This is a genomic window from Streptomyces flavalbus, assembly GCF_042674625.1.
In the GTDB taxonomy this organism is placed as follows: domain Bacteria; phylum Actinomycetota; class Actinomycetes; order Streptomycetales; family Streptomycetaceae; genus Streptomyces; species Streptomyces flavalbus.
This window is the reverse complement of sequence record NZ_JBHTEB010000001.1, coordinates 3,859,548-3,876,750: the sequence shown is the minus strand read 5'-3', so window position 1 is coordinate 3,876,750 and position 17,203 is coordinate 3,859,548. Positions and strand designations below refer to the sequence as shown.

At 70.5% G+C, this 17,203-nt stretch carries 17 protein-coding genes and 4 tRNA genes; 9 read left to right on the top strand and 12 right to left on the bottom strand.

The window, feature by feature from the left end:
- Positions 1-39: 39 nt before the first annotated feature.
- The 8 genes from ACFQZ6_RS17390 to ACFQZ6_RS17355 form a co-directional block, all read right to left on the bottom strand.
- Positions 40-115 (bottom strand) — tRNA-Gly (locus ACFQZ6_RS17390).
- Positions 116-138: 23 nt separating this feature from the next.
- Positions 139-741, bottom strand: coding sequence for a response regulator (locus tag ACFQZ6_RS17385; RefSeq protein WP_381618384.1), 603 nt, complete (start codon positions 739-741; stop codon positions 139-141).
- A 2-nt stretch (positions 742-743) separates the two neighbouring features.
- Positions 744-1,967: a sensor histidine kinase gene (locus tag ACFQZ6_RS17380; RefSeq protein ID WP_381609930.1), complete on the bottom strand. Its 1,224-nt coding sequence runs from the start codon at positions 1,965-1,967 to the stop codon at positions 744-746.
- 21 nt (positions 1,968-1,988) lie between these two features.
- The gene (locus ACFQZ6_RS17375) at positions 1,989-2,792 is read right to left on the bottom strand and encodes an ABC transporter permease (RefSeq protein WP_381609927.1); all 804 of its coding nucleotides are present in this window, start codon (positions 2,790-2,792) and stop codon (positions 1,989-1,991) included.
- Positions 2,789-3,754, bottom strand: coding sequence for an ABC transporter ATP-binding protein (locus tag ACFQZ6_RS17370; protein ID WP_381609924.1), 966 nt, complete (start codon positions 3,752-3,754; stop codon positions 2,789-2,791). The genes ACFQZ6_RS17375 and ACFQZ6_RS17370 overlap by 4 nt, the downstream gene beginning before the upstream one ends.
- Before the next feature lie 132 nt (positions 3,755-3,886).
- A tRNA-Gly gene (locus tag ACFQZ6_RS17365) sits at positions 3,887-3,962 on the bottom strand.
- A gap of 80 nt (positions 3,963-4,042) precedes the next feature.
- A tRNA-Gly gene (locus ACFQZ6_RS17360) sits at positions 4,043-4,114 on the bottom strand.
- A gap of 118 nt (positions 4,115-4,232) precedes the next feature.
- Positions 4,233-4,550 (bottom strand): histone-like nucleoid-structuring protein Lsr2, encoded by a 318-nt coding sequence (locus tag ACFQZ6_RS17355; protein WP_360220664.1) that lies wholly within the window; start codon positions 4,548-4,550, stop codon positions 4,233-4,235.
- Between the two features lie 294 nt (positions 4,551-4,844).
- Here ACFQZ6_RS17355 and purS point away from each other — a divergent pair, with 294 nt between their 5' ends.
- The 7 genes from purS to purM all read left to right on the top strand — a co-directional run bounded on the left by purS (position 4,845) and on the right by purM (position 12,514).
- On the top strand, positions 4,845-5,108 hold the full coding sequence (gene purS / locus ACFQZ6_RS17350; RefSeq protein ID WP_210925980.1) for a phosphoribosylformylglycinamidine synthase subunit PurS: 264 nt from the start codon (positions 4,845-4,847) through the stop codon (positions 5,106-5,108).
- On the top strand, positions 5,105-5,785 hold the full coding sequence (gene purQ / locus ACFQZ6_RS17345) for a phosphoribosylformylglycinamidine synthase subunit PurQ (protein WP_381609920.1): 681 nt from the start codon (positions 5,105-5,107) through the stop codon (positions 5,783-5,785). Before purS ends, purQ begins: the two co-directional genes overlap by 4 nt.
- Positions 5,782-8,040 (top strand): phosphoribosylformylglycinamidine synthase subunit PurL, encoded by a 2,259-nt coding sequence (gene purL / locus ACFQZ6_RS17340; RefSeq protein ID WP_381609917.1) that lies wholly within the window; start codon positions 5,782-5,784, stop codon positions 8,038-8,040. Before purQ ends, purL begins: the two co-directional genes overlap by 4 nt.
- An 83-nt stretch (positions 8,041-8,123) precedes the next feature.
- The gene (locus ACFQZ6_RS17335) at positions 8,124-8,921 is read left to right on the top strand and encodes a maleylpyruvate isomerase family mycothiol-dependent enzyme (RefSeq protein WP_381609913.1); all 798 of its coding nucleotides are present in this window, start codon (positions 8,124-8,126) and stop codon (positions 8,919-8,921) included.
- 87 nt (positions 8,922-9,008) lie between these two features.
- Positions 9,009-9,791 (top strand): META domain-containing protein, encoded by a 783-nt coding sequence (locus tag ACFQZ6_RS17330; RefSeq protein WP_381609910.1) that lies wholly within the window; start codon positions 9,009-9,011, stop codon positions 9,789-9,791.
- Positions 9,792-9,864: 73 nt separating this feature from the next.
- Positions 9,865-11,394, top strand: coding sequence for an amidophosphoribosyltransferase (gene purF, locus ACFQZ6_RS17325; RefSeq protein ID WP_381609907.1), 1,530 nt, complete (start codon positions 9,865-9,867; stop codon positions 11,392-11,394).
- 43 nt (positions 11,395-11,437) lie between these two features.
- On the top strand, positions 11,438-12,514 hold the full coding sequence (purM, locus tag ACFQZ6_RS17320) for a phosphoribosylformylglycinamidine cyclo-ligase (protein WP_381609904.1): 1,077 nt from the start codon (positions 11,438-11,440) through the stop codon (positions 12,512-12,514).
- An 81-nt stretch (positions 12,515-12,595) separates the two neighbouring features.
- Here the strand turns inward: purM and ACFQZ6_RS17315 are convergent, their stop codons facing one another.
- Together ACFQZ6_RS17315 and ACFQZ6_RS17310 are read right to left on the bottom strand one after the other, a co-directional pair.
- Positions 12,596-12,853, bottom strand: a complete 258-nt coding sequence (locus ACFQZ6_RS17315; protein ID WP_381609901.1) for a DUF3073 domain-containing protein — start codon at positions 12,851-12,853, stop codon at positions 12,596-12,598.
- Positions 12,854-13,157: 304 nt separating this feature from the next.
- Positions 13,158-14,261 carry a Leu/Phe/Val dehydrogenase gene (locus ACFQZ6_RS17310; RefSeq protein ID WP_381609898.1) on the bottom strand — a complete coding sequence of 368 codons (1,104 nt, stop codon included), beginning with the start codon at positions 14,259-14,261 and terminating at the stop codon, positions 13,158-13,160.
- Positions 14,262-14,494: 233 nt separating this feature from the next.
- Between ACFQZ6_RS17310 and ACFQZ6_RS17305 the strand changes: the two genes are divergently transcribed.
- Both ACFQZ6_RS17305 and bldC read left to right on the top strand, forming a co-directional pair.
- Positions 14,495-15,352, top strand: coding sequence for a hypothetical protein (locus tag ACFQZ6_RS17305; protein ID WP_381609895.1), 858 nt, complete (start codon positions 14,495-14,497; stop codon positions 15,350-15,352).
- A 524-nt stretch (positions 15,353-15,876) separates the two neighbouring features.
- Positions 15,877-16,083, top strand: a complete 207-nt coding sequence (gene bldC / locus ACFQZ6_RS17300) for a developmental transcriptional regulator BldC (protein ID WP_003949541.1) — start codon at positions 15,877-15,879, stop codon at positions 16,081-16,083.
- 512 nt (positions 16,084-16,595) lie between these two features.
- On the opposite strand, the gene ACFQZ6_RS17295 is transcribed toward bldC, so the two are convergent.
- Positions 16,596-16,799 carry a DUF6274 family protein gene (locus tag ACFQZ6_RS17295; protein WP_381609892.1) on the bottom strand — a complete coding sequence of 68 codons (204 nt, stop codon included), beginning with the start codon at positions 16,797-16,799 and terminating at the stop codon, positions 16,596-16,598.
- A gap of 254 nt (positions 16,800-17,053) precedes the next feature.
- Positions 17,054-17,128: transfer RNA gene (locus ACFQZ6_RS17290), tRNA-Asp, on the bottom strand.
- Positions 17,129-17,203: the final 75 nt, after the last annotated feature.

Sequence of the window (17,203 nt, the reverse complement as noted above, 5' to 3'; positions counted from 1 at the left end):
ACGGAACCCCGGTCCGATGGACCGGGGTTCCCGTTGAACTGGAGCGGACGACGAGGCTCGAACTCGCGACCTCAACCTTGGCAAGGTTGCGCTCTACCAACTGAGCTACGTCCGCGTTGCGCCGTGGCGCGAGAGCAACTATACCCAACCTCGCTCGCGCGCGAGCCGTACTGCCGAATGCCGGCTCTCGACCCCGAGCTTCGACACCGCCGACGAGAGGTAGTTCCGCACCGTCCCCTGCGACAGCGCCGCCCGCTCGGCGATCTCCGCGACCGGCGCCCCGTCGGCGGCCAGCTCCAGGACCTCCGCCTCCCGCGCGGTCAGCGGCGAGTCCCCGGCGGCGATCGCGTCGGCGGCCAACTCCGGGTCGACGTAACGGCTTCCGCCGTGCACCGTACGGATGATCTCCGCGAGCCGCTCGGCGCTGACCGTCTTCGGCACGAACCCGCGCACGCCCGCCGCGAGCGCCCGCTTCAGATGCCCCGGCCGACCGTGACTGGTCACGATCAGCACCTGGCAGCCTGGGAGCTCCGCGCGCAGCGATGTGGCGACCTTCACACCGTCCGCCCCGGGCATCTGGAGGTCCAGCACGGCCACGTCGGGCCGGTGCGCCCGCGCCATCGCCAACGCCTCCGGCCCGCTCGCCGCCTCCGCGACGACCACGAGGTCCTCCTCCAGCGACAGCAGCGTGGCCAGCGCCCCACGGATCAGGTGCTCGTCATCAGCGAGCAGCAGCCGCACCGTCACGCCGTCGCCTCCCCGGCCATCCCGACCGGGACCTCGGCCACCAGCCGGAACGCGTCCCCGCCAGCGGCGCCCGCCTCCAACGACCCGCCCACCACGGCCAACCGCTCCCGCAGCCCCGCGAGCCCCGAACCACCACCCGCACCAGGTGCGGAATCGCCCACGCCGTCGTTCTCCACCGTCAGCACCACCCGCCCCGCCCGCACCCGCAGCCCCACCTCACACCGCTTGGCGTCGCCGTGCCGCAGCACGTTCGTCGTCGCCTCCCGCACCACCCACGCCAACGCCGACTGCACCTCACCGGGCAGCCCGCCCGGCACCGCCGACACCGCGCACTCGATGCCCGCCGCCGCGAGCACCCCGCGCGCCCCGGCGATCTCCACCTCCAGGTCGGCCTCGCGATACCCCCGTACGACGTCCCGCACCTCGCGCTGCGACTCCCGCGCGATCCGCTGGACCTCGACCATCTGCTCCACCGCCTCCGGCCGCCCGCGCCGCGCCAACTGCACGGCCAGCTCGCTCTTCAGGGCGATCACGGCGAGGTTGCGCCCCATGACGTCGTGCAGATCGCGCCCGAACCGCAGCCGCTCCTCGGCCACCGCCAGCCTGGTCCGGGTCTCGCGGGCCTCGTCGAGCGCGTAGACGGCGTCCAGCAGCCAGACGGAGAAGACGGACGTGAAGGCGAGGAACCCGCCGCCCACCAGCATGGCGAGCGAGGACACCAGCGCGTTGGGCGCGGACAGCCCGAGCGAGAACGACACCGCCCCCGTCCCCGCCGCGAACCCCACCACCAGCCCGAAGACCCGCACCCGCGACCGCACCCCGAGCGCGAGCAGCCCCACGCCGAAGACCACCACGGCCGAGAAGACCGCGCTGGTCGCCCCGTCGACGTCCTCGCCCTTGGGGCCGTGCTCCGAGATCCAGATCGCCGCGACCCCGATCACCGTGGTGACCACGCCCAGCGCCCACAGCAGCCGCACCGGCTGCTCCCGCCGCCCGCGCGTCCAGTCCAGGGCCCGTGACGCGGTCACCCCGCCCAGCACGGCGTGAGCCAGCACCATCGCCAGCAGCAGCCCGCCGAGGCGCGGCCCCGTCAGTCCGACGGCGGGCAGCCCGGCCGTGGCGACCTCGATCACCGCGAAGAAGTGGAACGACCACCGGGTGTACGTCTCCACCTGCGCCGGGGTGCTCTTCCCCCGCCACCAGCCCCCTGCCCCACCCACGTCCGCACTCAACTCCCCGCCTCAGCGCCGCGGCTCCCACCGGAACCACCGCCGTACAGCAAACACCGCGACCCCCGTCCAGGCCAGCGCGGTCGCCACCGTGCCCAGCGCCTCGTACCCCGACAGGCTCCCGGTCCAGCCGCCCCGCACCAGCGTGATGGCGGGGGACAGCGGCAGCAGTTCGCACACCGAGGCCACCCGGTCGGGCAGCAGTTCCAGCGGTACGGCGATCCCGGAGCCGAGCATCGAGCCGAGCACCAGCGGCAACGTGGTGACCTGGGCGCTCTCCACGGTCCGGGTGACGATCGAGGTGGCCGCGGCGAGCGCCGCGCACAGCGGCAGCCCCAACAGCAGCCCCAGCACCGCCAGGTGCGGAGCGCGCGGCGAGGGCAGGTCGAGCAGCAGCGCGCACCCGGCCACCAGCAGCAGCGACTGCGCGAGCCCGGTCGCGACCGCGGGCAGCGCCGCACCGGTCATGATCTCGGCGTCCCGCAGCTCACCGGTCCGCAGCCGCTTGAGCACCAGCTCCTCACGCCGGGACGTGTAGACGGCGACCAGCGTGCCGTACACCGCGAACAGCAGCGAGAACCCGATCGAGGCGGGCAGCAGCACCAGCCCGACGGTGAGCCCGGCCTCCGCCAGGTCCATCTCCGTCATGGCCGAACGCAGCGTGAACGGCAGCGCGAGCGGCACCAGCAGCGCCGTGAGGACCGACCCCCTGCTCCGCCCGAACAGCGTCAGCTCGGCCCGCGCCAGCGCGGCCATCCGGCTCCTGGGCGTGGTGACACCACCGACACCACCGACACCACCGACAACACCGCTCATCGCACGGCCTCCCGCACCTCAGGGCCGTCGGCCTCCGCCGCCTCCCGCGCGATGCCCAGGAACGCCTCCTCCAGCGACGCCGACCGCATGTCAAGCCCCCGCAGTTCGACCCGCGCGTCCTGCGCCCACCGCAGCAGCCCGGTCGCCGCCCGCTGCAACGCGAAGGTCCGCAGCCGTACGACCCGCCCCTGCGTCTCGTGCCCGCACACGCCCAGCTCGTCGAGGGGCGGCAGATCGCCCACGAAGTACCCCTCGGGCAGTTCGAAGGAGATTCGGGACGGCCGGTCCGCGGTCACCTCGGCCGGTGTCCCGGCGGCGGCGATCCGCCCCTCGTGCAGGATGGCCAGCCGGTCGGCGAGGCTCTCCGCCTCCTCCAGGTAGTGCGTGGTCAGCAGCACCGTCGTACCGGCGTCCCGCAGTCCGCGCACCAACTCCCAGGTGTCCCGGCGTCCTTCCGCGTCCAGTCCGGTCGTCGGCTCGTCGAGGAAGAGCACCTCGGGCTCACCGAGCAGGGCGAGCGCCAGATCCAGCCGCCGCCGCTCGCCCCCGGACAACTGCTTCACCCGTACGTCGGTCTTCCCCGCCAGTCCGACCAGCGCGAGCACCTCCGCGCCGGGCCGCGCCCCGCTCGTACAACCCGCCCACATCCGTACCGTCTCCGCGACGGTCAGCTCGGAGGGGAACCCGCCCTCCTGCAACATCACCCCGGTGCGCGGTCGTACGGCGGCCCGCTCCTCGTAGGGATCGTGCCCGAGCACTCGCACCCGCCCCCCGGCCGGTGCCGCGAGCCCTTCCAGCAGCTCCACCGTGGAGGTCTTGCCCGCCCCGTTGGTGCCGAGCAGGGCGAAGACCTCGCCATGTTTCACGTGGAACGTCACCCCGCGTACGGCCTCGAACCCGCCCCCGTAGACGCGCCGCAGGTCAGTGACCTCGATCACGTGCTCGTGTCCGCTTGTCGTCATGCCCCCAGCGTCCCGGCGTCCACCGGCGGACGGCAGTGCGCGCTGTCACCGCTCCCCATGACAAATGTCAGAAACCGCGACTCCGAGACAAACAGAAGTCCCCGGTCCATTGGACCGGGGACTTCTACGAACTGGAGCGGACGACGAGGCTCGAACTCGCGACCTCAACCTTGGCAAGGTTGCGCTCTACCAACTGAGCTACGTCCGCACTGCGCCCGAACAGCTTTCACTGATCGGTGCGAGCACCAGCCTACCTGATCCATCAGAGTGGTCAGACCGGCGATGCAGAGCGGGTGACAGGAATTGCACACTGCGCCTTCCCCCTGGAAGGGGGATGTTCTACTACTGAACTACACCCGCACGCTCCGTGAGCTGGGCTTTTCGGCCCCGCCCTGCGGCGTGCTCCAGACTCTAGCTGATCACCGGGGGTGCCGCGCAAGTCGGTTGCCGCAGGGGGTGGCTGACCGGGCGTCGGGGCTCAGCGCGCCGCGGCGAACGCCTCGTAGACCTTCTTGGGAATCCGGCCGCGCGCGGGGACGTCCATCTTGTTGGCCTGCGCCCAGGCGCGCACGGCGGCGGGGTCGGGGGCGACCTCCGTCTGCCGGTAGGCCTTGCCCGACTTCGCCCGCTTACGACCGGCCTCCACGTACGGCGCGAGCGCCTTCCGCAGTTTGCTGGCATTGGCTTCATTCAGGTCGATCTCGTACGACTTGCCGTCGAGTCCGAAGGCGATCGTTTCCGCCGCTTCCGAGCCGTCGATGTCGTCGAAGAGAGTGACCACGACCTTCTGCGCCACGAATATCGGTCCCTTCGTACGGCACGGTGACAATTCATTTGTACAGTGCCCGACAATGCGATGTGAAGCTCGACTAAATCCTTCCGCGTGTCCGCGCGCAATAGGTATCGGGTGTCGATCCGGGAGCTTTTCCTGAACTTTTCGCGGACGGGCAAGGGTGCCGGGAGGCCGTGGCGGTCATCACGTAGGTTCCTACAAGGCGACGCGCGTAGAAATTTTGTGCGGGTACTCTGAAGTCACCTGTCTGAAGCCAGTGGCAGGAACCTGCTCAGCACCACACCACCGGGAGTGCCAGTGGCACGCGTCGTAGTCGACGTCATGCTCAAGCCGGAGATCCTCGACCCCCAGGGCCAGGCGGTGCAGCGCGCACTGCCGCGCCTGGGTTTCGACGGCATCTCCGACGTACGTCAGGGAAAGCGTTTCGAACTGGAAGTGGACGGGCCGGTCGACGAAGCCGTGCTCGCCCGCATCCACGAGCTGGCGGAATCCTTCCTCGCCAACACCGTGATCGAGGACTTCACCGTGAAGGTGGAGGAAGTCGCGGAGGCCGTGAAGTGACCGCTCGTATTGGCGTCGTCACTTTCCCGGGCAGCCTCGACGACCGGGACACCCAGCGCGCGATCCGGCTCGCGGGCGCGGAACCCGTCGCCCTCTGGCACAAGGACAAGGACCTCAAGCAGGTCGACGCCGTGGTCCTCCCCGGCGGTTTCTCCTACGGCGACTATCTGCGCGCCGGAGCCATCTCCCGCTTCTCGCCGGTGATGGAGACCGTCATCGACCAGGCGAAGGCCGGACTGCCGGTGCTCGGCATCTGCAACGGCTTCCAGGTGCTCACCGAGGCGCACCTGCTCCCCGGCGGGATGCTCGGCAACGACCACCTGCACTTCATCTGCCGCGACCAGAAGCTGCGGGTGGAGAACGCCTCCACCGCCTGGACCAGCGACTACGAGAGCGGGCAGGAGATCCACATCCCGCTCAAGAACATGGACGGCCGCTACGTCGCCGACCAGTACACGCTGGACCAGTTGGAGGCCGAGGGCCGCGTCGCCTTCCGGTACCTCGACTTCAACCCCAACGGCTCGCTCAACGACATCGCGGGCATCACCAACGAGGCGGGCAACGTCGTCGGTCTGATGCCGCACCCGGAGCACGCCGTGGAGCCGCTGATCGGCACCGGCCGCACCGACGGCCTGCCGTTCTTCACCTCGATCATCAAGAAGCTGGTCACCGCATGAGCAGGACGCCTCTGGACACGGTCGAGCACGCGGCCGCGACCCCCGACGTCGAGCTGCCCTGGGCCGAACTCGGCCTGAAGAAGGACGAGTACGAGCGGGTCGTCGAGATCCTCGGCCGCCGCCCCACCGGCGCCGAACTCGCCATGTACTCCGTGATGTGGTCCGAGCACTGCTCGTACAAGAGCAGCAAGGTCCACCTGCGCCAGTTCGGCGAGAAGGCCCCCGAGAACGACGCCCTCCTCGTCGGCATCGGTGAGAACGCGGGCGTCGTCGACGTCGGCCAGGGCTACGCCGTCACCTTCAAGGTGGAGTCGCACAACCACCCGTCGTACGTGGAGCCCTACCAGGGCGCCGCGACCGGCGTCGGCGGCATCGTCCGCGACATCATCGCGATGGGCGCCCGCCCGGTCGCCGTCGTCGACCCGCTGCGCTTCGGCGCCGCCGACCACCCCGACACCAAGCGCGTCCTGCCGGGCGTCGTCGCGGGCATCGGCGGCTACGGCAACTGCCTGGGCCTGCCCAACATCGGCGGCGAGGTCGTCTTCGACCCCTGCTACCAGGGCAACCCGCTGGTCAACGCCGGGTGCATCGGCGTCATGCGGCACGAGGACATCCACCTCGCCAAGGCGTCCGGCGCGGGCAACAAGGTCATCCTGTACGGCGCCCGCACCGGCGGCGACGGCATCGGCGGCGCGTCGATCCTGGCGAGTGAGACCTTCGACGACGCCAAGCCGTCGAAGCGTCCCGCCGTCCAGGTCGGCGACCCCTTCCAGGAGAAGCTGCTCATCGAGTGCACCCTGGAGGCGTTCCGGGAGAAGCTCGTCGTCGGTATCCAGGACCTCGGCGCCGCGGGCCTGTCCTGCGCGACCAGCGAACTGGCCTCCAACGGCTCCGGCGGCATGACCGTCACCCTGGACGACGTACCCCTGCGCGACTCGACGCTCTCCCCCGAGGAGATCCTGATGTCGGAGTCGCAGGAAAGAATGTGCGCGGTGGTGGAGCCGGAGAAGGTCGACCGCTTCCTCGCCATCTGCGAGAAGTGGGACGTCATCGCCACCGTCATCGGTGAGGTCACCGACGGCGACCGCCTGGAGATCTACTGGCACGGCGAGAAGATCGTCGACGTCGACCCGCGCACGGTCGCCCACGAGGGCCCCACCTACGAGCGCCCCTACGCCCGCCCGTCCTGGCAGGACGCCCTCCAGGCGGACGACGCCAACAAGCTGCCCCGCCCGGAGACGGCCGAGGAGCTGAAGGCGCAGGTCCTGAAGCTGGTGTCGTCCCCGAACCAGGCGTCCAAGAAGTGGATCACGTCCCAGTACGACCACTTCGTGCAGGGCAACACCGTCCTCGCCCAGCCCGAGGACTCCGGCATGATCCGCATCGACGAGGAGACCGGCCTCGGCGTCGCCATCGCCACCGACGGCAACGGCCGCTACGCCAAGCTGGACCCGTACAAGGGCGCCCAGCTCGCGCTCGCGGAGGCGTACCGGAACGTGGCGACGACCGGCGCCAAGCCGCTCGCCGTCTCCGACTGCCTGAACTTCGGCTCGCCCGAGGACCCGGCGGTGATGTGGCAGTTCGCGGAGGCGGTACGCGGCCTCGCGGACGCCTGCCAGCAGCTCGGCACCCCGGTGACCGGCGGCAACGTCTCGCTCTACAACCAGACCGGCGAGGCCGCCATCCACCCGACGCCGGTCGTCGCGGTCCTCGGCGTCATCGACGACGTCGCCCGCCGCACCCCGGTCGCCTTCCGGGAGGAGGGCCAGCTCCTCTACCTCCTCGGCGACACCAAGGAGGAGTTCGGCGGCTCGGCCTGGTCGCAGGTCGTCCACGACCACCTCGGCGGACTGCCGCCCGAGGTCGACCTGGAGCGCGAGCGGCTGCTGGCCGAGGTGCTGATCTCGGCCTCCCGGGACGGCATGATCGACGCCGCGCATGACCTGTCCGACGGCGGTCTGATCCAGGCGGTCGTCGAGTCGGCGCTGCTCGGCGGCAAGGGCGCCCGGCTCGTCGTACCGGACGGGCTCGACGCGTTCACGTTCCTGCTCTCCGAGTCCGCGGGCCGCGCGATCGTCGCCGTGCCGCGCTCGGAGGAGGTCCGCCTGAACGACATGTGCGGCGCCCGCGGCCTGCCCGCCACCCGCATCGGCGTCATCGACGGCGACACGGTGGAGGTCCAGGGCGAGTTCACCCTCACCCTGGCGGAACTCCGCGAGGCCCACGAGGGCACGATCCCGGCCCTGCTGGCCTGACCGCCCGGCACCCGAAGGCCCCGCACCCGCCCGGTGCGGGGCCTTCGCCACGACCGGACCACCCCACGTCCTAGGCTCACCCCATGCCACCCGCCAGGAAACGCCCCCGCGCCTACGACCCCGCCAGGACCCGCGCCGCCGTCCTCACCCAGTACGGCCACGTCCGGGCGGCCGTCCGCACGCTCACCCCCGAGCAACTCGCGCTGCCGACGCGGCTCGGGGAGTGGACCGTACGGGAGCTGGCGGCGCACGTCGGCATGGCGCTGGCGGCGGTGTCCCGGCTGCTGGCCGAACCCGAGCCCGCCCGGCGCACCGGCGCCCTCCTCGACTGGCCGTCCGCGATCGTCGCCGACGCCCCGCGCATCGCCGGGCACGCCCGTGACCTGGCCGAACGGCACCCGGACCTCGACGCCCATCTCGCGGACGTCGAACGCCGGTTCACCGCCGACCTCGACGCCCACCCCGGCACCCGGCTGCTCCCCACCAGCGCGGGCGCGCTGCCGCTGGCGGACTACGTCGTCACCCGCACCGTCGAACTCGTCGTCCACACCGACGACCTGAACGCCGCCGTGCCCGGCCTCGACATCCCGTACGACCGCCAGGCGCTGGCCGCCTGCACCCGGCTCCTCGCCGACGCCCTCGCCGCGAAGGCGCCCGGCGGTGCCACGGAGGTGCGGATCCCGCCGTACGCCGTCGTGCAGTGCGTCGAGGGCCCCCGGCACACCCGCGGTACCCCGCCGAACGTCGTCGAGACCGACCCGCTGACCTGGACCAGGCTCGCCACCGGACGGCTGACCTGGCAGGACGCCGTCACGGACGCCAAGGTGAGCGCGAGCGGCGAGCGCGCCGACCTCAGCGGCCTGCTGCCCCTGCTGTCCTGAGAGGGGGGAACCGACCGGGAACCAACCCCCCGCCCACCCCGTCGAATCGGCATGTACAGGCAGACGACGCACCGCAAGACCGCCACCATGGCTCTCGCTTTCGCCCTGCTCCCCCTCGCAGCCGCCTGCGGCACCGAGAAGGCCGACGGCGGCAGCGGCTCGGCCGCCCCCAGCACGCCCCTGACCGGCGTCCACTGGACCGTCGACAGCGTCACCGTCGACGGCAGGACCCACAAGGCGCCCGCCTCGGCCCGGCTGCGGATCGACGACAGCGGCCGGGCCCAGGGCAACTTCGGCTGCAACCACTTCAGCGCCCAGGCCACCGTCGACGGCGACAGCGTCCGCATCACCGACGCCGCGTCCACCGAGATGGCCTGCGACGACGTCCCGATGGGCTTCGAGCAGCGGCTCTCCGCCGCCCTCACCGGCGACACCCTCACGGCCCGCACCGACGACGGCCACCTCACCCTCACCACCAGCACCGGCGACACCGTCCGCCTCACGGAGGAGAAGGACGCCGACCTGTACGGCACCCGGTGGACCGTCACCGGCGTCGGCAGCGGCGAGGTCTCCCAGTCCCTCCCGGCCGGTACCGAGGGCAAGGCGCACCTCACCTTCGACGACAGGACGGGCAAGGTCACCGGCAGCCTCGGCTGCAACAGGGTCACCGCCCGTGCCACGGTCGGCGACGGCACCATCACCCTGGGCACGCCGTCCACCACCCGAAGGATGTGCGACGCCTCACTCATGGACACCGAGAAGCGGCTCCTCGGCCTCTTCGACGCCACGGTCGACTACCGGCTCGACCACCGCACCCTCACGCTGACCAGCCAAAACGGCGAAAGCGTCACCGCCAGCCCCGGACAGTGACGAACCTCACACCGATCGATCGCCGGGATTCCCCAATTCGGACCAGTGGTCGACCTCGCCTACACTCGGTGCCGTGCCACGTGGTGACGGTCGACTCAATCACGATCTGCTTCCCGGCGAAAAAGGCCCCCAGGACGCGTGTGGCGTCTTCGGTGTCTGGGCTCCGGGCGAAGAGGTCGCAAAGCTCACGTACTTCGGGCTCTACGCCCTCCAGCATCGGGGCCAGGAATCCGCGGGAATCGCGGTCAGCAACGGCTCCCAGATCCTCGTCTTCAAGGACATGGGCCTGGTCTCCCAGGTCTTCGACGAGACCTCGCTCGGTTCGCTCCAGGGTCACATCGCGGTCGGACACGCCCGCTACTCGACCACCGGCGCCTCCGTGTGGGAGAACGCCCAGCCGACGTTCCGCGCCACCGCGGACGGTTCCATCGCGCTCGGGCACAACGGCAACCTGGTCAACACGGCGCAGCTCGCCGAGATGGTCGCCGACCTCCCCAAGGAGGACAACGGCCGCTCCACCCGGGTGGCCGCCACCAACGACACCGACCTGCTGACCGCGCTCCTCGCGGCCCAGGTCGACGAGGACGGCAAGCCGCTGACCATCGAGGAGGCGGCCCCCGTGGTCCTGCCCCAGGTCAGGGGCGCGTTCTCGCTCGTCTTCATGGACGAGCACACCCTGTACGCGGCCCGCGACCCGCAGGGCATCCGCCCGCTGGTCCTCGGCCGCCTGGAGCGCGGCTGGGTGGTCGCCTCCGAGAGCGCCGCCCTGGACATCTGCGGCGCCAGCTTCGTCCGGGAGATAGAGCCGGGCGAGTTCGTCGCCATCGACGAGAACGGTCTGCGCACCTCCCGATTCGCGGACGCGAAGCCCAAGGGCTGTGTCTTCGAGTACGTGTACCTGGCCCGCCCCGACACCGACATCGCCGGGCGCAACGTGTACCTCTCCCGGGTGGAGATGGGCCGCAAGCTCGCCGCGGAGGCCCCCGTCGAGGCCGACCTGGTCATAGCGACCCCGGAGTCCGGCACCCCGGCCGCCATCGGCTACGCGGAGGCGTCCGGCATCCCCTTCGGCGCCGGTCTGGTCAAGAACGCGTACGTCGGACGGACGTTCATCCAGCCCTCGCAGACCATCCGCCAGCTCGGCATCCGCCTGAAGCTGAACCCGCTGAAGGAAGTCATCAAGGGCAAGCGGCTGGTCGTCGTGGACGACTCCATCGTCCGCGGCAACACCCAGCGGGCCCTGGTCCGGATGCTCCGGGAGGCGGGCGCCGCCGAGGTGCACATCCGGATCTCCTCGCCGCCCGTGAAGTGGCCCTGCTTCTTCGGCATCGACTTCGCCACCCGCGCCGAGCTGATCGCCAACGGCATGTCGGTCGACGAGATCGGCCGCTCGCTGGGCGCCGACTCGCTGGCGTACATCTCCATCGACGGCATGATCGACGCGACCACCATCGACAAGCCGAACCTCTGCCGCGCCTGCTTCGACGGCGAGTACCCGATGGAACTGCCGGACCCCGAGCTGCTCGGCAAGCAGCTCCTGGAGACCGAGCTGGCCGCCGGTCCCGCCGCCACGGCCGCCACCGACGCCATCCGTCGCCCGTAGGCGCCCGCACCACCTGCCGTACGACACGAAGGTTCTCAAAGCCATGTCTGAGACATCTGAGACAACTGGTGCCAGCTACGCAGCAGCGGGCGTCGACATCGAAGCGGGCGACCGCGCGGTGGAGCTGATGAAGGAGTGGGTGCGGAAGACCCAGCGCCCCGAGGTCCTCGGCGGCCTCGGCGGCTTCGCCGGGCTCTTCGACGCCTCCGCCCTCAAGCGCTACGAGCGTCCGCTGCTCGCCTCCGCCACCGACGGCGTCGGCACGAAGGTCGACATCGCCCGCCAGCTGGGCGTCTACGACACCATCGGCCACGACCTGGTCGCCATGGTGATGGACGACATCGTGGTCTGCGGCGCCGAACCGCTGTTCATGACCGACTACATCTGCGTCGGCAAGGTCCACCCCGAGCGGGTCGCCGCGATCGTCAAGGGCATCGCGGAGGGCTGTGTCCTGGCCGGATGCGCCCTGGTCGGCGGTGAGACGGCCGAACACCCGGGCCTGCTGGGCCCGGACGACTTCGACGTGGCGGGCGCCGGTACGGGCGTCGTGGAGGCCGACCGGCTCCTCGGCCCGGATCGCATCCGTACGGGTGACACGGTGATCGCCATGGCGTCCTCCGGCCTTCACTCGAACGGGTACTCGCTGGTCCGGCACGTCCTGCTCAACCAGGCGGGCCTGTCGCTGGACGCGGAGGTCGCCGACCTCGGCCGCCCGCTCGGCGAGGAACTCCTCGTCCCGACGAAGATCTACTCGCTGGACTGCCTGGCGCTGACCCGCACCACCGAGGTGCACGCCTTCAGCCATGTCACCGGCGGCGGACTCGCGGCCAACCTGGCCCGGGTCATCCCGGACGGGCTGCACGCGATCGTCGACCGCTCGACCTGGACGCCCGCACCGGTGTTCGACCTCGTCGGCCGGACCGGCGACGTCGAGCGTCTTGAGCTGGAGAAGACCCTGAACATGGGCGTGGGCATGATCGCCATCGTCCCCGAGGAGTCCACCGACGTGGCCCTCGCGACCCTCGCCGACCGTGGCGTGGACGCCTGGGTCGCCGGAGAGATCACCGACCGTGGTGAGCACACGACGGGCGCGGCGCTGGTCGGTGACTACGCGAGCTGAGCGGAGGCGTGCGGCCCGGCGGGCAGCACAGAACCCGGTCGGTGACCGAAGTCACCGACCGGGTGAATGCTCAGTGCAGGGTCAAGCGCCGCGACGGTGTTGCGAGGACTGGTCGTCCTCGTCCTCCTCGTCGTCGTCCTCATAGAGGTCGGCGTACCGGGAGTACAGGTCGTCGTCATCCTGCCCATCGTCTTCGAACCGCTCGCCGTTAGGCGGCGGCGGATTCGATGTCGATGCGCCCAGCTCTTCGGCCAGGCGTGAGAGATCAGTCCCACCGCTGTTGTACTTCAGCTGGCGGGCGACCTTCGTCTGCTTGGCCTTGGCCCGGCCGCGCCCCATGGCTCGACCCCCTCAACGACGGGGCTCGACGGCCCCAGAGTCTTGACACGCGTTCATGGTCCGGAACGGGCTCTCCGTGGAGAGACCGGTCCGTAGGGCTTCCACGGTACCTGAGCCCGCGCCCATACGGTACGTCGCCCGCATGACGTGCCCGCGCCCAGAACCTGCGAGACGCCCCGTCCTCGCTGGTCAGTGGCGATTTTAACCACTTCCCGACGGGCGACCCGCCGGTGGAAGTGAGAGTTCTCTCTAACTTCCACCGACAGGTACCGCCCAAACCCGCGGCAGCCCTCGCGCCGCGGGGTCACCAACCGCGCCGCGCGGCGGCCTCGTGCATCCGCTGCTCGGCGATCCGGTCGGCCGCCGCGGCGGGCGGAATCCCGTCCGACTTCGCACGTGCGAATATGGCCAGCGTGGTGTCGTAGATCTTCGACGCCTTCGCCTTGCACCGGTCGAAGTCGAAGCCGTGCAGCTCGTCCGCGACCTGGATGACACCGCCCGCGTTCACCACGTAGTCCGGCGCGTAGAGGATCCCGCGGTCGGCGAGGTCCTTCTCGACGCCCGGGTGGGCGAGCTGGTTGTTGGCCGCGCCGCACACCACCTTGGCGGTCAGCACCGGCACGGAGTCGTCGTTCAGCGCGCCGCCGAGCGCGCACGGGGCGTAGATGTCCAGGCCCTCGACGCGGATCAGCGCCTCGGTGTCCGCGACGGCGGTGACACCCTCCGGGTGCCGGTCGAGAATCCGCCGTACGGCGGCCTCGCGGACGTCCGTGATGACGACCTCGGCGCCCTCTTCGCGCAGGTGGTCGACCAGGTGGTGGCCGACCTTGCCGACGCCCGCGATGCCGACCTTGCGGCCGCGCAGCGTCGGGTCGCCCCACAGGTGCTGGGCGGAGGCGCGCATCCCCTGGTAGACGCCGAAGGCGGTGAGCACGGAGGAGTCGCCCGCGCCGCCGTTCTCCGGGGAGCGGCCGGTGGTCCACCGGCACTCGCGGGCCACCACGTCCATGTCGGCGACATAGGTGCCGACGTCGCAGGCGGTGACGTACCGGCCGCCGAGCGAGGCCACGAACCGGCCGTAGGCGAGCAGCAGCTTCTCGGTCTTGATCGTCTCGGGATCACCGATGATCACGGCCTTGCCACCGCCGTGCTCAAGCCCGGCCATGGCGTTCTTGTACGACATCCCGCGCGCGAGGTTCAGCGCGTCCGCGACGGCCTCCGCCTCGCTGGCGTACGGGTAGAAACGGGTACCGCCGAGGGCGGGGCCCAGGGCGGTGGAGTGGATGGCGATGACGGCCTTCAGACCGCTGGCGCGGTCCTGGCAGAGCACGACTTGCTCATGACCGCCCTGGTCCGAGTGGAACAGGGTGTGCAGTACATCAGCAGGTGCGCCGGTTACGTCGGTCACGGTGGTGACTCCTGAGTACATAGCGGCGGGTTGGGGGCGAGCGCCCGTACGGGTGGCGGGGCTCGTAGCAGGAGGTTAGGGCCTGCCGCCGAGCCATGGCCGCCGAGTGGTCCAGATCACCTCCGCACGGAGTACCCTCGCGGCCGTTCATGGGAGGATTTGCAGTGATTTCCCATCCGTCCCGGAGCGGCCCCGCAAGGTTTCCCCGGCGGCGGGCGGGGGAGGGAGCAGGCGTGCCCAAGGTGTCCTCGTTGATCGTCCCGTACGCGGCGTACCTGCGCGTGTACGAGCCCCTGGCCGCCTTTCCGGAGCCCGAGCGCACCCACTGGGCGCGCTACGCCCGGCACCCCGAGCACCCCTCCTACCAGGACGAACTGCGCCGCTCCCTGGCCGACTTGATCCCCACCCCGCCGATCCCGGTGCCGGTGCACGAGTCGGGCGACGCCTTCGTCCTCGACCTCGACGGCGTGACGTACGTCTGCCCCTGGCGCACCCGGCTGCGCGGCTGGCAGGCGCTGGGCGACCTCGCCGAGGAGCTGCCGCCGCCGGTCCTGGACGCCGTACTGCCCCCGGTCCTGCGCCGCCAGGCCACCCAGGACTACGACCGCTGGCTGGCCGACCACCCCGACGCCCGCCCGTGGATCCGCACCGCGACCTGGCAGGTTCCGCTGAACTGGTTCGTCCTCGTCACCGACGAGGAGCGGGAGTACGACAAGGGGTCCGCGGACGCCGACGACGAACCGCCGGTGCCGGTGCTGCGCTACCGCACCCCCATGGTCCAGGCCCGGCGCCGGGTCGCCCGCGGGCTGCGGGCGCTGCGTGAGGCCGTCGACGAGGGCCCGCTGATCGACGGGCTGGTGGACGTGGGCCGCTGGCTGGAGGAGTTCCACCCCAGGTCCCTGGTCGAGGTGGACTACGGCGGCCTGGTGCACGCCCTGCCCGCGGGAGATCTGGAGGGCGACCACTCGGCGGCCGACGTGGCCGAGGGCATCGAGGCGCTGCGCGGCGGCGACGCGGCACGGGCGGGGCGCGCGTACGGGCGGCTGGTGGAGCGCTGGCGCACGGTCCGCGACCTGCGCTCCGCGAACTGACGGAGCGCCAGACGGCGGCGGGAGTGATCCAGCGAACGTGATGTAGGTCACGGTCACATCGCCGTCGAACAGCGTACGGTCTAGCTTCTTCCCGGAGTTGACGGGACGTAGGGCCCGATCCGGGCGTATGTGTCAAGCGTGACAGACCGCACGTACACGGCCCTTGCGCCCCTTACCCCTCCTCGTGCCAAAATAGGACAAGGAGCCCGGGGAGGGCTCTATCTCAGCATTGCACGCTTTGGGGGGTCTCGTGACTCCTGATCGCTCTGTGACTGATCGTCACAGTGGCGTGACTGTCCGCTATGGCATGGTCCATCGGCTTCCGTCGGTGATGAACGCCTGGGGGGGCAATTCCATCGGTTTGGCCGACGCGGCTGGACAGATGGTGTAGTTGTAGTGCCGAGGACAAGCCGTTCGTCCTATAACCGACTCGACTCGCGTCCGCCATTTCGGGCAACGCGGGTCAAGGTGCAGAATTTAGAGGAAAGAACCGAGAAGGTTCGGTTCTCCCGAGGAGGCCGCTCATGACCGCTCGCACCCCTGATGCCGAGCCGCTGCTGACCCCGGCTGAGGTCGCCACCATGTTCCGCGTCGACCCGAAGACGGTCACGCGCTGGGCGAAGGCCGGCAAGCTCACGTCGATCCGCACGCTCGGCGGGCACCGCCGCTACCGCGAGGCGGAGGTCCGCGCTCTGCTCGCGGGCATCCCGCAGCAGCGCAGCGAGGCCTGACCAGGCTCTAACGGGCCTGATGGGCCCCTAGCGGGCCCGAACAGCACGAACGGACCCCAAGGGGTCCGAACAACTGAATACCCGGGCAAAGCGGCCGGTCCCCCATCTGCCGCGACGTCCGGAACCACACAGCTCCAAGCGACGCGGGTCCTGCCCCAACAGGGCCCCCGCCCACCGTCGTCGGGCAAGTGACAGGGTGCGTCGTGGATCGCGCTGGACTCCGCCGGGTCCAGCGCGGTCTTTTTTGTGCCCTGGGGTGGGCTCACGGGGTGCGGGCGCGGTGCTCTGTGAGCGGCCTTGTCGGAGTCTGAGGGCTGCCTCTGGGCCTACCGTCAGGGCTGGTGCAATTGCACATATTAAATTGACCAGTTGTAGGTGGGGTGTAAGTACCACCCCTGTCAAAACTCATACGGTGACACCCGTCACATGCCACGGTACTTGTTGCCTCTGGCGTATGTGCGCTAGTGGAGGCATGGATTCCATCAGCCCCTGGGGACAAGGGCGTTGAGGGCTCAGCCAGTCGCGGAGGGCTGCTCGCGCTCGGTGTCCTCCTCGCCCTGGCAGCGGCTCTCCGGGGCCCTCGGCGGGCTCTCCAGCGCCAGCCGCAGCAACTGGTGGCAGATGGGACAGTGCCGGGTCAGGTGCCGATACGACGAGGCGGCCGACAGGTGCGCACGGAGGAGCGCCCGCGTCTCATGCCTAGCCGATGCCGCCATACGCCACCTCCGCAGGCCCACCCCGGGCACACCGCCCTCTTCTCTGGGTACCGAGCGAATGTGACGCCGTCAACAAGCAGGAGAGCCCGGATCCGAAGATCCGGGCTCTCACTTTCCACTGCGGTCCTGACGGGATTTGCTGTACCGACTGCGGCTGCGCCGCGGGCGCGGCCTCCACCTGGACAGGGTGGCGGCGGGGTTCATGGCGAAGGCCCGCGTCCTCTTCGGGCGCGGGCCTTCGATCGTTCCTCTTGCGGTCCTGACGGGATTTGAACCCGCGACCTCCACCTTGACAGGGTGGCGAGCACTCCAAACTGCTCCACAGGACCAGGTTTCGCGGCGCCATTCGTGCGTTGCGCTGCGAGAAAGGACTCTACAGGAGGGCGGGCGCCTGGTCGAACTCA